At 66.3% G+C, this 13,800-nt stretch carries 16 protein-coding genes; 8 read left to right on the forward strand and 8 right to left on the reverse strand.

The window, feature by feature from the left end:
• Positions 1-232 precede the first annotated feature (232 nt).
• On the reverse strand, positions 233-1,819 hold the full coding sequence (locus ACWKSV_RS15015; protein ID WP_076714695.1) for a peptide MFS transporter: 1,587 nt from the start codon (positions 1,817-1,819) through the stop codon (positions 233-235).
• A gap of 130 nt (positions 1,820-1,949) precedes the next feature.
• On the opposite strand from ACWKSV_RS15015, the gene ACWKSV_RS15020 reads away from it, so the two are divergent.
• On the forward strand, positions 1,950-2,540 hold the full coding sequence (locus ACWKSV_RS15020) for a nitroreductase family protein (protein ID WP_191864741.1): 591 nt from the start codon (positions 1,950-1,952) through the stop codon (positions 2,538-2,540).
• Between the two features lie 83 nt (positions 2,541-2,623).
• Entirely contained in the window at positions 2,624-2,980 is a 357-nt protein-coding gene (locus ACWKSV_RS15025) for a GntR family transcriptional regulator (RefSeq protein ID WP_042487130.1), read from the forward strand.
• Here the strand turns inward: ACWKSV_RS15025 and ACWKSV_RS15030 are convergent.
• The 4 genes from ACWKSV_RS15030 to cobS all read right to left on the reverse strand — a co-directional run bounded on the left by ACWKSV_RS15030 (position 2,961) and on the right by cobS (position 7,269).
• Positions 2,961-3,977 carry a PepSY-associated TM helix domain-containing protein gene (locus ACWKSV_RS15030; RefSeq protein WP_083706533.1) on the reverse strand — a complete coding sequence of 339 codons (1,017 nt, stop codon included), beginning with the start codon at positions 3,975-3,977 and terminating at the stop codon, positions 2,961-2,963. The genes ACWKSV_RS15025 and ACWKSV_RS15030 overlap by 20 nt on opposite strands.
• A 216-nt stretch (positions 3,978-4,193) precedes the next feature.
• Entirely contained in the window at positions 4,194-4,439 is a 246-nt protein-coding gene (locus ACWKSV_RS15035; protein WP_076714700.1) for a ribbon-helix-helix domain-containing protein, read from the reverse strand.
• Complete coding sequence (cobT, locus tag ACWKSV_RS15040; protein ID WP_076714702.1) at positions 4,436-6,259, reverse strand: cobaltochelatase subunit CobT; 1,824 nt, start codon at positions 6,257-6,259, stop codon at positions 4,436-4,438. Before cobT ends, ACWKSV_RS15035 begins: the two co-directional genes overlap by 4 nt.
• Positions 6,260-6,264: 5 nt before the next feature.
• The gene (cobS, locus tag ACWKSV_RS15045) at positions 6,265-7,269 is read right to left on the reverse strand and encodes a cobaltochelatase subunit CobS (protein ID WP_076714704.1); all 1,005 of its coding nucleotides are present in this window, start codon (positions 7,267-7,269) and stop codon (positions 6,265-6,267) included.
• Between the two features lie 187 nt (positions 7,270-7,456).
• Between cobS and ACWKSV_RS15050 the strand changes: the two genes are divergently transcribed.
• Positions 7,457-8,221 carry a VOC family protein gene (locus tag ACWKSV_RS15050; protein WP_191864740.1) on the forward strand — a complete coding sequence of 255 codons (765 nt, stop codon included), beginning with the start codon at positions 7,457-7,459 and terminating at the stop codon, positions 8,219-8,221.
• A 32-nt stretch (positions 8,222-8,253) separates the two neighbouring features.
• On the opposite strand, the gene ACWKSV_RS15055 is transcribed toward ACWKSV_RS15050, so the two are convergent.
• Positions 8,254-8,883 (reverse strand): J domain-containing protein, encoded by a 630-nt coding sequence (locus ACWKSV_RS15055; RefSeq protein WP_191864739.1) that lies wholly within the window; start codon positions 8,881-8,883, stop codon positions 8,254-8,256.
• 40 nt (positions 8,884-8,923) lie between these two features.
• Here ACWKSV_RS15055 and ACWKSV_RS15060 point away from each other — a divergent pair, with 40 nt between their 5' ends.
• The 5 genes from ACWKSV_RS15060 to hemA all read left to right on the forward strand — a co-directional run bounded on the left by ACWKSV_RS15060 (position 8,924) and on the right by hemA (position 12,647).
• Entirely contained in the window at positions 8,924-9,208 is a 285-nt protein-coding gene (locus ACWKSV_RS15060; RefSeq protein WP_056432045.1) for a BolA family protein, read from the forward strand.
• Positions 9,209-9,212: 4 nt separating this feature from the next.
• A complete protein-coding gene (locus tag ACWKSV_RS15065; RefSeq protein WP_076714708.1) occupies positions 9,213-9,905 on the forward strand; it encodes a glutathione S-transferase in 693 nt (230 codons plus the stop codon).
• The gene (locus tag ACWKSV_RS15070) at positions 9,902-10,363 is read left to right on the forward strand and encodes an NUDIX hydrolase (RefSeq protein ID WP_076714710.1); all 462 of its coding nucleotides are present in this window, start codon (positions 9,902-9,904) and stop codon (positions 10,361-10,363) included. Before ACWKSV_RS15065 ends, ACWKSV_RS15070 begins: the two co-directional genes overlap by 4 nt.
• Positions 10,356-11,255, forward strand: a complete 900-nt coding sequence (locus ACWKSV_RS15075; protein WP_076714711.1) for a pirin family protein — start codon at positions 10,356-10,358, stop codon at positions 11,253-11,255. Before ACWKSV_RS15070 ends, ACWKSV_RS15075 begins: the two co-directional genes overlap by 8 nt.
• A 150-nt stretch (positions 11,256-11,405) precedes the next feature.
• Positions 11,406-12,647: a 5-aminolevulinate synthase gene (gene hemA, locus ACWKSV_RS15080; RefSeq protein WP_076714713.1), complete on the forward strand. Its 1,242-nt coding sequence runs from the start codon at positions 11,406-11,408 to the stop codon at positions 12,645-12,647.
• 81 nt (positions 12,648-12,728) lie between these two features.
• Here the strand turns inward: hemA and ACWKSV_RS15085 are convergent, their stop codons facing one another.
• Positions 12,729-13,277, reverse strand: a complete 549-nt coding sequence (locus tag ACWKSV_RS15085; protein ID WP_076714715.1) for a Uma2 family endonuclease — start codon at positions 13,275-13,277, stop codon at positions 12,729-12,731.
• A 44-nt stretch (positions 13,278-13,321) separates the two neighbouring features.
• Positions 13,322-13,771, reverse strand: a complete 450-nt coding sequence (locus tag ACWKSV_RS15090) for a hypothetical protein (protein ID WP_076714717.1) — start codon at positions 13,769-13,771, stop codon at positions 13,322-13,324.
• Between the last annotated feature and the right edge of the window lie 29 nt (positions 13,772-13,800).

Consider the following 13,800-nt stretch of genomic DNA (forward strand, 5'->3'; position numbering starts at 1 on the left):
TGCGGCAAAGCGGAACGCTGAACTGCGCAAGTGCGCCGAAGCGCATCCGAACCTCTCTGCGCCTCCGCGCCTCCGCGCGAACAAAAAATCTTCGCGCATTCGCGTCTTCGCGAGATCGAATCCAATCCGTGCAAAGTCACGCGGATAGGGTTGGACGTCGGCTTCCACTTCGCTCAGCCTGAACGGAGGTGGGGATGGGCGGTCGGGCACGCGACCCAACCGCCCCGGCCCATCAATGCGGCTTCTGCTCCAGCCGCGTATCCATCCCCGCCGCCGCCGGTTCGGCCAGTTCCTTGTCCCCGGCCAGCGCGGCTTCGGCCTTCAGCAGGTCCAGGTGCATCAGCTTGGCGATGAAGGGCGATACGACCAGCACGACCACGCCGATCCCGATCGAGAACCAGCCGATCCGCGTATAGACGTCGAGCACCTTTTCCGGCCCCGCGCCCTCACCGCCGGTCGCCTGGGCAATCAGGCCAGCGATGAAGTTGCCCGCCGCCGTCGCCAGGAACCAGGTGCCCATCATGAGGCCCGTCATGCTGGGCAGCGACAACCGCGTCATCGCCGCCAGACCGACGGGCGAGAAGCACAGCTCGGCCATCGTATGGATCAGATAGACCAGGATGACGAAGATCACCGGCGTCGGGGGCCCCGCATAGGCCGCCGCACCCGCCACCAGCACCATGAAGCCCGCGCCCACGCCGACCAGGCCGATACCGAATTTGAACGGCGCGCTCGGTTCCCATCCGCGCTTGCCCAGGATCGTCCACAGCGCGGCGAACAGGGGGGCGAGCAGGATGATGAAGATCGAGTTGACCGACTGGAAGGCCGAGGCAGGGATCGTCCAGCCCAGCAGCGTCCGGTCGACCGAGCGATCGGTATAGAGGTTCAACGACGACCCGGCCTGCTCGAACAACGCCCAGAAGAGCGGGCACAGCGCGATCAGGAACAGCGCGGCGAAGATACGGTCGCGATCCACCTTGGGCAGTTGGAACACCGCGCGCCACAGGATGAAGAGCACCGTGGCGGCCGCGAAGAAGACCAGCAGCGTGCCGACCGCATCCTGATGCTGGATCAGCTGCCATACCGCCAGCGTGGCGACGATCGAACCCAGATAGATCAGCCATTCACGCGACAGACCCGCCACGACCGGCGCCCGCAATACGGGCAGCGAGGGCGCTTCGCCCGCGCCGTGCAATTCGCGCTTCAGGGTGATGAAGGCGATCAGGCCGAGCAGCATGCCCACGCCCGCCGCGCCGAAGCCATAGGACCAGCCTACCGTCTCGCCCAGCACGCCGCACACGATCGGGCCCAATGCGCCGCCCGCATTGATGCCCATATAGAAGATCGAGAAGGCAGGGTCGCGGCGCATGTCGTCGCGCGCATAGAGCTGCCCCACCAGCACCGAGATATTGGCCTTGAGGAAACCGGTACCGATCACGATTGAGGCGAGGGCGAGGTAGAAGCCCTCCAGATAGGCCCCCGTCGCACCTTGCGGCCCCTCCATCACCGCGATCAATATATGGCCGAAGGCGATGAACAGCCCGCCCGCCAGCACCGCGCGTCTGGCCCCCAGATAGCGGTCGGCCAGATAGCCGCCGATCACCGGCGTCACATAGACCAGCGAGGTATAGGCGGCGTAGATGCCGAACGCCGGTTCGTCGGTGAACAGGAAATGCTTGGTCAGGTAGAAGACCAGGATGGCGCGCATTCCGTAATAGGAAAAACGCTCCCACATTTCGGTGAAGAACAACAGGAACAGGCCTCGGGGATGCCCCAAAACCGTCTTGCCGCGCGCGGCGGCCTCATACGCACTCGCCATACTGGCGTTCACTCCATCGGGATCGCCCCCGGTGCGACCGGCGGGCGCACGCGGGGGCGTAATGGTTCGGTAACCTAACGCCAAAGCCGCGACTGTAAATATCATGCGCGACGACGTAAGGATCGAAGCCATGACCGACATGGCTTTCAACGACCGCTCGACCCCGCTTTCGCTGCTGACGACCCGCCGTTCAGGCAAGCCGCGCGACCTGATCGCCCCCGGCCCCCGTCCGGACGAACTGGCGCAGATACTGAGCATCGCGGCGCGCACGCCCGATCATGGCAAGCTGGCCCCGTGGCGCTTCGTGATCGTGCCTCGGCAAGCGCGCGCGAAGCTGGCCGAGGCCATCACCACCGCCTATCGCGCCGAACGGCCGCAGGCGGGCGCGACGGAGATCGCCGCGCTCGAGCAATTTGCGCACCAGGCCCCCGAGCTGGTCGTCGTCCTGTCGTCGCCCCGCACCGACAGCCATATTCCGCTGTGGGAACAGGAATTGTCGTCGGGGGCGGCGTGCATGAACCTGCTCCATGCCGTCCATGCCATGGGCTATGCCGGGGGCTGGCTGACCGGCTGGCCCGCTTTTTCCGATGCGGTGCGCGATGCGTTCGGCACCGCGCCCGAGCGGATCGTCGGCTTCGTCTTCATCGGCACGCCCGGCCGTCCGCTCGACGAACGCCCGCGTCCCGACATGGGCCGGATCGTCTCGACCTGGAACGGATGAAGCGAGCGTCCCGCACGGCGGTCTTGCAAACGTTATCGCGATAGCGGCTCGACATCGCATCGCGCATGCTGTATTAACTCGGCATGACAGCTCTTAGCGGTGACGATAGCCCGGTCTATATCCGCCTGCGCGGGACGATCGCGGCGGGCATTCTCAACGGCACCTATCGCACGGGGGACCAGCTTCCCTCGGTGCGGGCGCTGGCCGCCGAACAGGGTGCGAACCCGCTGACCGTCGCCAAGGCCTATCAGAGCTTTCAGGACGACGGCTATGTCGAGGTGCGGCGCGGGGTCGGCATGTTCGTGATGCCGGGCGCGGCCGACCGGTTGCGCAGCGCGGAGCGGCAGAGCTTCCTGTCGGTGCAGTGGCCGCGCATCCGCGACCATATCGAACTGCTGGGCCTCGACCCCGCCGATCTGCTCAACGCCGAGCGCGTCTGACCCTCGGGCGGCGACCCCAGGCGATCAGCCCGGTCGCCGCGACCCAGGCCGCGAGCAACCCCGTCAGCGCGGCGAGCGGCCACCAGATCCATGGCATACCCTGTCCGCCATGCCATCGGCGGACCCAGGACAACATGACCGGCCCGGCATAAGCGGGCGCGGCCAGGGCCTTGGCGCTATCGTCGGCGACCTTGACGACGCTCGGTTCGCCACCCTCGAAATGCAGGATCCAGTCGGGCGAACGCTCGGTCGGCCAGTCGATCATGCGCAGCGTGCCGTGCGTCCATCCCTTCGCGCTGGCAACGACACGGTCGACGGGTAGGGCCGCACGGGTCACGGGCGGCGCGGCGGGGGTGGAGGTCATACCCGGTGCCGGGACGACCGCCAGCCCGGTCGCGGTCAGCGCCAATACCGGGATCGCCGACCATAGCCCGACGCGCCGGTGCATGATCGTCCACCGCGATTCGTGGCGGGGGCGCTTGGCGGATGCCTGCGGTCGCTCGCGGGTCGCCTGCGCCCAAAGCCCGGTCAGGCTGGCAAGCACCAGCCCAATACCGCCCAAACCGACGATCCATCGGCCCCGGCCCGACAGGAACAGCCCGTCATGCACCCGCCGTGCGGCACCGATGACGCCGCCATCCTTCCAGCCGCTCGCCAGCACCTGTCCGGTCGGCGGGTCGAGAAACAGCAGCCGCTGCGCCCGGTCGCTGCTTCGGTCCAGAGTCACGATGACGGGCGACGAACCCCGCTCCAGCGACAGCGCCGCGATCCGCTCGCCGGGGCGCAGGCGGCGATGCGCGGCGTCGCTATAGAGGGATGCGGCCTGCCGCTGTTCGCCGCTGATCCGGAAGCGGGCGGGGTAGGCGATCCGCTCCAGCATCGGCGAGGCTGCCAGGATCGCGCCGGAGATCGCCAGGACGATCGCGATCAACCCAATCGCCAGCCCCAGCCAGCGATGGACCCGCAATGCCGTATCGCGAAGGGTAATCCCGGCCACACAAACCCCGAAACAGACGGCGCGCCCTGCCGGAGGCGAAGGGCGGCGTCAATCGGTGGCGTTCTATAGCGGCCTCATTCCCTACCCCCGTTCAGGCTGAGCGAAGTCGAAGTCCATGCCCCCGCCCTCGCCTCAATCACAAAGGCCATCCCTTGGCCTTCAACTTCGCTCAGGCTGAACGGAGGTGGGGAAGGCGTAGCTACCTTAAGACAGGAATCACCCCCGCAGGAACAACCAGGACCGGATCGCACTCGCCAAATTCGGCGGGTCTTCCACCACGATTCGCAGCGCATCGATCTCCGCGACCAGCGCCGACAGCGGCAGGGCGTGCGCCAGCGCCGCCTCTTCCAGCGCGGTCCAGAAGACCGGCTCCAGACTGATCGAGGTCTGGTGCCCGGCGATGGTGATCGAGCGTTTGACCGGACCGACGAATCCTTCCGCCGGGGCCGCGATCCGGCTCATTCGGTGTCGAACAGGCTGGCCAGCTGCTCGATGATCGTGCCGCCCAGCTGCTCGGCATCCATGATCGTCACCGCGCGCGCATAATAGCGGGTCACGTCATGGCCGATGCCGATCGCGATCAGCTCGACCGGGCTCTTGCTTTCAATCCAGCCGATCACCTGGCGCAGATGGCGTTCCAGATAGCTGCCCGAATTGACCGACAGGGTGGAGTCGTCCACCGGCGCACCGTCGGAGATGACCATCAGGATGCGCCGCTCCTCGGGCCGCGCGATCAAGCGGCTATGCGCCCACATCAGCGCCTCGCCGTCGATATTCTCCTTGAGCAGCCCTTCGCGCATCATCAGGCCGAGATTGTTGCGCGCGCGGCGCCACGGCTCGTCGGCCTGTTTGTAGACGATGTGGCGGATGTCGTTCAGCCGCCCCGGCTGCGGCGGACGACCGGCCGCCAGCCACGTCTCGCGGCTCTGTCCGCCCTTCCACGCACGGGTGGTGAAGCCGAGAATCTCGGTCTTCACCCCGCAACGCTCCAGCGTACGCGCGAGGATGTCGGCGGAGATCGCCGCGATGCCGATCGGCCGCCCACGCATCGACCCGGAATTGTCGATCAGCAGGGTGACGACGGTATCGCGGAAATCGGTGTCGCGCTCGATCTTGTAGGACAGCGACTGGCCGGGATTGACCACGACGCGGGCGAGGCGCGCGGCGTCGAGAATGCCCTCTTCCTGGTCGAAGTCCCAGGACCGCGACTGTTGCGCCATCAACCGGCGTTGCAAGCGGTTGGCGAGCTTCGACACCGCCGATTGCAGATGCGCCAGCTGCTGGTCCAGATAGCCGCGAAGCCGCGCCAGTTCGTCGGCGTCGCACAACTCTCCCGCCGCGATCACCTCGTCATATTGGGTGGTCCAAGGCTTGTAGTCGAATTGCGACGCCAGATCGTTCAGCGGGCGGTTGGGGCGGGTCGGCTGGCTGCCTTCGTCGCCATCCTCGCCGGGTTCGCCGTCGAGATCGTCGAGCGAGTCCTGGCTCTGTTCCTGCGATTCGCCGTCCTCGCTGTCCGAGTCGCGCTTCTCGGCGCGGGCCTCGACCTCGCCTTCGCCCTGACCCTGTTCGTCGTTATCCTCTTCGCTCTCGTCCTGCTGCTGTTCGTCCTCGCCTTCCTGATCGTCGCCGCCTTCATCGGCCTGATCGGGTTCGGCAGGCGGTTCGGCGAGTTCGAGATCGGCGAGCATCTTGGCGGTCAGCGACTGGAACGCCTTCTGGTCGTCCATCGCGCCCGCCAGCGCGTCGAGATTGGTCGCCCCCTCCAGCCAGTCGCGGACCAGCGCCAAGGCGGGTGCGGTTTCGGCAGGCGAAGGCCGTCCGGTCATCCGTTCCCGCAGGATGAGCCCCAGCGCGGTCGACAAGGGCACCTCGTCGCGGTTGCGCGCACGGGTCAGCGGGTCGGAGCGCAACCGTACGTCCAGCGCATGGGCGAGATTGTCGCCGATCCCGGCATAACCGCGCGCGCCCAGCGCCTCGATCCGGGCCGTCTCGACCGCGTCATAGACCGCGCGCGCCACCGCCTCGACCGGGGCAGCCTTGGCGTGGAGCGCGGTGTCGTGCAGCTTCAGCCGCAGCGCGAAGGCATCGGCGAACCCGCGCGCCTCGGCCACCTGTTCGGCGGGCAGCGCGCGGCCGGGCATGGGCACGCGGATATGCTTGCCCGAGGAGGTCGGCGCATCGGCGGTGAAGGCGAGCTCGACCTCCGGCTCCTGCGCGATGGTGCGCGCCGTGCCGCCGAGGACCGCCTTGAACCGGTCGAGAGGGGTTTCGTTGCCCAAGGGGATCAGGCCCGGCCGACGACGCTTTCGGGCAGGTCCTTGCCGAAGACGCGCTGATAATACTCCGCCACCAGCGCGCGCTCATTCTCGTCGCACTTGTTGAGGAAGGACAGGCGGAAGGCAAAGCCCGGATCGCCAAAGATCAGCGTGTTCTGCGCCCAGGTGATGACCGTGCGCGGGCTCATCACGGTCGAGATGTCGCCGTTGATAAAGCCCTTGCGGGTCATGTCGGCGACGCGGACCATGTTCTCGACCAGCTGCTTGCCATCGGGCTTGTCATATTCGCCCGACTTGGCGAGCACGATCTGCGCCTCGGTGACGGCGGGCAGATAGTTGAGCGTGACCACGATGTTCCAGCGGTCCATCTGGCCTTGGTTGATCTGCTGCGTGCCGTGATACAAGCCGCTGGTGTCACCCAGACCCACCGTGTTGGCGGTGGCGAACAGGCGGAACCACTTGTTCGGACGGATCACGCGGTTCTGGTCGAGCAGGGTCAGCTTGCCTTCCGTCTCCAGCACGCGCTGGATCACGAACATCACGTCGGGGCGGCCCGCATCATATTCGTCGAAGACGAGCGCGGTCGGCGTCTGGAGCGCCCAGGGGAGCAGGCCCTCGCGGAACTCGGTCACCTGTTGCCCGTCCTTCAGGACGATGGCGTCGCGGCCGATCAGGTCGATACGGCTGATATGCGCGTCCAGGTTGATGCGGATGCACGGCCAGTTGAGGCGGGCGGCAACCTGTTCGATATGGCTCGACTTGCCGGTGCCGTGATAGCCCTGCACCATCACGCGGCGGTTGTGCGCGAAACCCGCCAGGATCGCCAGCGTGGTGTCGGGATCGAACACATAGGCGGGATCGAGATCGGGGACGCGCTCGTCCGACACCGAAAAGGCCGGAACCTCCATGTCGGTGTCGATGCCGAACAGGTCGCGCACCGACACCATCTTGTCGGGTGCATCGAGAATCGTCGTATCGCGGCTGTCGGGAAGCGTATTCGGGATGTTGGTCATCAGGCCCTCGTCTCGTCGCTCAACGCCTTAAGCCAAGCGCGGCTCCCTACTCAATGGCGGTGATCGCACGAAACGGGTCTTCCGGCGATTGCGGGGCGATGGCTTCGGGGTCATCCTCGGGCTCTTGGCGTGCGAGTCGCGTCACGGGGCAAGCATTTGATCTGTCGGGTAAAAGGGCGGGGCGATCATGGCGAATTTCATCTGGTACGAATTGCTGACCGACGACATCGCGGCGGCGCAGGATTTCTATACCCATGTCGTCGGCTGGCAGATCGGCGACAGCGGCATCGCCGGAATCGATTATCGCATCTTCGCGACGCCCGAAGGCGAGGCGATCGGCGGGCTGATGCAGCGGCCCGAAGGTTCACCGGGCGGTCCGGTCTGGTTCGGATATCTGCCGGTGGTCGATGTCGACGAATCGCTGGGGGCCATCGTCGAGGATGGCGGGCAAGTGCTGATGCCCGCCTGGACGATGGAGGGGGTGGGGCGCATGGCGCTGGTCACCGATCCGCTGGGCGCACCCTTCTACATCATGGCGCCGGAAGCGGCGCAACCGTCGCGTTCCTTCGTCGAGCACGGCACCGGCCCGGCGACCGGCCATGTCGTCTGGAACGAGCGGATCGCGAGCGACCCCGAGCGAGCGCTGGCCTTTTTCGGACGGCATTTCGGCTGGAGCCATCAGGGCGGGATGCCGATGGGCGAGCTGGGGGAGTATCGCTTCCTGGCCGATGGACCTGTCGTGCTGGGCGCGCTGATGGGCTGCCCGCCGGGGGGTGAGCCGGGCTGGCATTTCTATGTCGCGGTGGACGATATCGATGCGGCGGCGGCGCGGGTGGTCGAGCGGGGCGGTACGATCGAGTTCGGACCGATGGAGATTCCGGGCGGGGACTATTCGCTGTCCGCCCGCGACCCGCAGGGCGCGCGATTCGGACTGGTCGGGCCGCGGAAGTAATGATCCTCCCCTGCAAGGGGAGGAATTTGGCGTCACGCGAATGCGGGCGCCTGGCGGAGTTGCTGGTAGGCCGCGATCACCTTTTGCAGCCGCGCCTCATGGGCACGATCCCCGCCATTGCGGTCGGGGTGATAGCGCCGCACCAGCTCGCTATATCGCCGCCGGAGCGCCCCGCGATCGGCATTCGCCTCCAGCCCCAGCACCTTCAGGCTTTCACGATCCTGCCCCGACAGCGGCTTGCCGTCCGATCGTTCGGGCGCGGCCTCGCGGCGATAGCGCGCAGCGATGGCGTCCAGTGGATCGGAGAAATCGGCCCAGCGCGGCCCCGGATCGCTGCCGTTCTGCGCAAAGGCGCGGGTCTCGCGCTCCCAGCCCGCATAGGGGCGCTGGGCACGATGGATCTCGTCCGCGCTCATGCCGTCGAAGAAATTGTAGCGGCTGTTAAAGGCGCGGACATGTTCCAGGCAGAACCAGCGGAACTGGCCCGGCCCGTCGCCGCTGCGCGTACCCTCGGCCGGCGGCGCACGGAACTCGCCTGCTTCGGCGCAGCCCGCATGGTCGCACAGGCGGTCGCTATTCTCGACGCGGCCGTGAAACCGTGCGCCCGTTTTTTCCCTTGGGGGTTTGTCCTTGGGGGTATCGCTGCTCGACCGACGCGCCACGGCTATCCGCTTGTCCTCAAAAACCGTCTATATAGGGGCCATGACCGATATCACCACCGCCCCGATCGCAGACCAGATCACCGCCCGCCTGACCCAGGCGCTGTCGCCTGCCCATCTGGAAGTCATCAACGAAAGCGCGATGCATCGCGGCCATCTGGGCGATGACGGCACCGGCGAGAGCCATTTCCGCGTCATCGTCGTCGCGCCCGCTTTCGCAGGCCAGTCGCGCGTCGCCCGCCAGCGCATGGTGAACCACGCGCTCGCCGATCTGTTGTCGGAGCGTATCCATGCGCTGGCGATCAGCGCGAAGGCGCCCGGAGAATAATCCCATGCCCTATGACCTGTGGTACTGGCCCGGCCTGCCGGGACGCGGCGAGTTCGTCCGGCTGGTGCTGGAAGCCGCAGGTCTGCCCTATCGCGACCGGGGCGTGGAGGAGGGGGCCAAGGCGCTGCTCGCCGATATGCGCAAGGGGAGCCGCTTGCCCTTCGCTCCGCCATATTTGCGCACCGGGGGACAGGCGATCGCGCAGGTCGCCAACATCCTCCACTGGCTGACCGAGCGGCACGATCTGGCGCCGGTGGGCGACCGCGTCTGGCTGAACCAGCTGCAACTGACGATCAGCGACATGGTGGCCGAGGTGCATAATGTGCATCATCCGGTCGCGACCGGCGCCTATTATCACGAACAGAAGCCCGAAGCCGCCCGCGCCGCCGCGCAGTTCCGCCAGGAACGGCTCCCCAAATTCCTCGGTTATTTTGAGGATGCACTGGGTGACGGCGAGTGGATGGCGGGCGGGCGCTGGTCGCCGGTCGATACCTCGCTGTTCCAGTTGATCGCGGGTCTGCGCTACATGTTCCCCAGGCGCATGGCGGCGGTCGAGGGCGACTATCCCGCGCTCATCGCCCTGTACGACCGTGTAAAGGCCGTGCCCGGCATTGCCGCCTATCTGGACAGCGACCGACGACAGGCGTTCAATGAGGACGGAATCTTCCGCCATTATCCGGAGCTTGACGCCGAATGACCCGCATACCCCGTCCCGCCGCGCGCATCCTGTTGGTGGATGGGACGGGCCGGACCCTGATGTTCCGCTTCACCCCCGATGATCGCCCGCCCTTCTGGTGCACGCCGGGTGGCGCGGTCGATCCGGGGGAAAGCTATGAACAGGCCGCGCGCCGCGAGTTGCTGGAGGAAACCGGCCTCGACCGCGATTGCGGGCCACAGGTCGCACGGCGGCAGGTCGAGTTCCTGACCATCGAGGGTGTCGAGGTTGAGGCCGACGAACGCTATTTCCGCGTCGACATCGACGCGCATGAGGTGACGGGGGCCGGTCACACCGCGCTGGAGCAGCGGGTCATGCAGAGCTGGCGCTGGTTCAGCCGTGAAGAGCTGGCCGCCCATACCGAACCCTATTTCCCGACCGACCTGATCGCGCTGCTCGACGCCACGGAGCCGGCCCCCACGGAGCAAAGCCATGTTTGACGATTTCCTGCTGCGCACGCTGCAACCCTCCAGCCACGATCTGGGCGGGTTCAAGGTCCATCGCACGCTGCCCAACAAGGAGCGGACGATGGTCGGCCCGTTCATCTTCTTCGACCAGATGGGCCCGGCGCAGTTGCAACCCGGCTCCGGCATCGACGTGCGGCCGCATCCGCATATCAACCTGGCGACCGTCACCTATCTGTTCGACGGTGCGATCGGCCACCGCGATTCGCTGGGCAGCGATCTGGTGATCGAGCCGGGTGCGGTCAATCTGATGACCGCAGGCCATGGCATCGTCCATTCCGAACGCTCGCCGGGCCAGATGCGGTCGCAGGGCCCGGTGCTGTCGGGCATCCAGACCTGGCTTGCGCTGCCCGAAGCGCAGGAGGAGATCGATCCCTGTTTCGAGCATGTCCCGGCCGACGCGCTGCCCGAAATTCAGGGGCAGGGTGCCACTGCGCGGGTCATCATGGGCGAGCTTTGGGGACAACGGGCACCGACGACCACCTATGCGGGCACCATTTATGCCGACATCGCGCTGGAGCCGGGCGGCAGCATTCCGATCGACCCCTCGGCGGAGGAGCGCGCCGTCTATTGTGCGCTGGGCGAGGCCAGCCTGGAGGGGATGCCGCTGGAACCGCAGCGTCTCTACATCCTGAAGCCGGGGATCGCCGCGACCCTGCGGTCCGAATCGGGCGGGCGGGTGATGCTGTGCGGCGGCGATGCGTTTACCACGCCGCGCCATGTATGGTGGAATTTCGTGTCCTCGCGTCGCGAGCGGATCGAGGAGGCGAAGCGGGCCTGGCGCGCGCGGGAGTTTCCGATCGTGCCGGGCGACGATGCCGAGCGCATCGAAATCCCGGAGATTCCGAAGACCGTCAGCTATCCGTGATTCGAAGGCTTCATCCGTTAGGGGGGACGCTCCAAACTGCGCATATCGGGAACCGATCGGTCCTTGGGACAATATGTCCACCATGATCGATCACAGTGAGCGCAGTTCCCGACTCGATTCATGTGCGGCTTGCGCCTACATTCCCCTCCCATGAGCATCGAAGGCACGGACGTGCGCGTGGATTATTCCCGCGTCTTCACCCAGGCGATCGACCGCCTGCACGCCGAGGGACGTTACCGCGTCTTCATCGACATCCTGCGCAACAAGGGCATGTTTCCCAATGCGCGGTGTTTTGCCGGGCATAACGGGCCCAAGCCGATCACGGTCTGGTGCTCCAACGACTATCTGGCGATGGGGCAGCACCCGAAGGTCATCGCCGCGATGGAGGAAGCGCTGCACGACGTTGGCGCCGGTTCGGGCGGCACGCGCAATATCGGCGGCAACACGCATTATCATGTCGACCTGGAAGGCGAACTTGCCGACCTGCACGGCAAGGAAGCGGCTCTGCTGTTCACCAGCGGCTATGTCTCCAACGAGGCGACGCTGGCGACCTTGGCCAAGATCCTGCCGGGCTGCGTGATCTTTTCCGACGAACTCAACCACGCCTCGATGATCGCAGGCATCCGCAATTCGGGCTGCGAGAAGCAGGTCTTCCGCCACAATGATCTGGTGCATCTGGAGGAACTGCTGGCGGCGGCCGATCCGGCGGTGCCCAAGCTGATCGCGTTCGAGAGCGTCTATTCGATGGAGGGCGATGTCGCCCCGATCGCGGCGATCTGCGATCTGGCGGACAAATATAACGCGCTGACCTATCTCGACGAGGTGCATGCGGTCGGCATGTACGGCGCGCGCGGCGGCGGCATCTCGGAGCGCGACGGCGTCGCCCACCGGCTGACCGTGATCGAGGGCACGCTGGGCAAGGCGTTCGGCGTGATGGGCGGCTATATCGCGGCCGACCGGATGATCGTCGACGTGATCCGCTCCTATGCGCCGGGGTTCATCTTCACGACCTCGCTGTCGCCGGTGCTGGTCGCGGGCGTGCTGGCGAGCGTGCGCCATCTGAAGCAGAGCTCGGTCGAGCGCGAGGGGCAGCAGGCCGCCGCCGCGAAGCTGAAGGCGATGATGTCCGAGGCGAACCTGCCCGTCATGCTGGGCGAGACGCATATCGTGCCGGTGATGGTCGGCGATCCGGTCAAGGCCAAGAAGATCAGCGACATCCTGCTCGCCGAATATGGCGTGTACGTCCAGCCAATCAATTACCCGACCGTGCCCCGCGGTACCGAGCGGCTACGCTTCACCCCCGGCCCCGCGCATGACGAGGCGATGATGGCGGAACTGGTGTCGGCGCTGGTCGAAATCTGGGAGCGGCTCGAATTGAAGATGGCGGCGTAAGGGGCTGCCCTTCGCCATCTATCGTATGGGAACTGCACCCCGGCCTTCGCCGGGGTGGTCACCATTTCTGAAGGTCAAATTTTAATCGAGCGTGATCGCGGCGTCGCTGCCCGGGACCGCCAGTGCCTCGCCGAACCGCACCGTGTGAACGCTGCAATAGTCGCCCTCGACCGGATCGGCATAGACATGGACGACGCGGCGCACCCCGTCGATCACCCAATAGGTCGGGACGCCCGCCTGGGCGTAAAGCATCCGCTTGAGCCCCATATCGCGGCTTTGCGTGGTCTGTGCGATCTCGACGACCAACTGCACGTCATGCGGCGTCAGGAAGCGGTTCTCGACCAACGGCTGGCGCAGCAGCGCGGCATCGCAGGCGACGACGGTCGAGTCGTTCAGGATGATTCCGATCTCACCGCATAACCGGTCTTTCGACACCACCGACGCCAGTTCAATCAAGACATCGGACTGCGCCCTGGCATGGCCACCCATTGGCGGGTTCATCCGCTCCAGCTCCCCGTCGATCAGCTCGACCTTCATGCCCTCGAAGGCACCGCTTTCGACCATGTGCAGAAATTCGGGCGCCGTGAAGCGCGCGCGGGTGTCCGAGGAGAGGCGGGCCAGCTGGTTCACGGATGCAATCCTATCATGGCGGGCGGCGCGAGCCTAGCCGCGCTTCACCTCTTGCAATAGCCCTCGCCGGTCTTGACGGTCAGGCACTCGGTCTTGCCCGCCAGATACTTCAATCCCGTTGCATCGCCGTTCGTCGGGCGCAGCGTCTCGCGCACGCCGCCGCGCTCGAACACGATCGTGTCGCCGACCTGCTCGCCCCGGAACTCGCCCTTGTTGTCGAGGTCCCACTGCATCTCCATGCGATAACGGCCCGGCGTCGCTGCGTGCTTGATGTTGAGGTACATGCCCTCCACCCCGACATAGCGGCCGACATAATCGGGGCCCTTTTTCTTCGGCAGGCCGGTGAAGGTCGACCCGTCTCCGGCCGGGCCCGCCGTCGCGGCGGCGCTGGTGGCGTTGATGGTGGGAGCCGCGGCGTTCCTGACCTCCTCCGGCGTCTCGCGCGAGCAGGCGGTCAGGGCAGAGAGGGCGGTGAGGATCAGGATGCGCTTCATGGCGCGCAGAACCCCCCAACGGCGGCGCA

Source organism: Sphingomonas sp. SphC10, assembly GCF_057004845.1.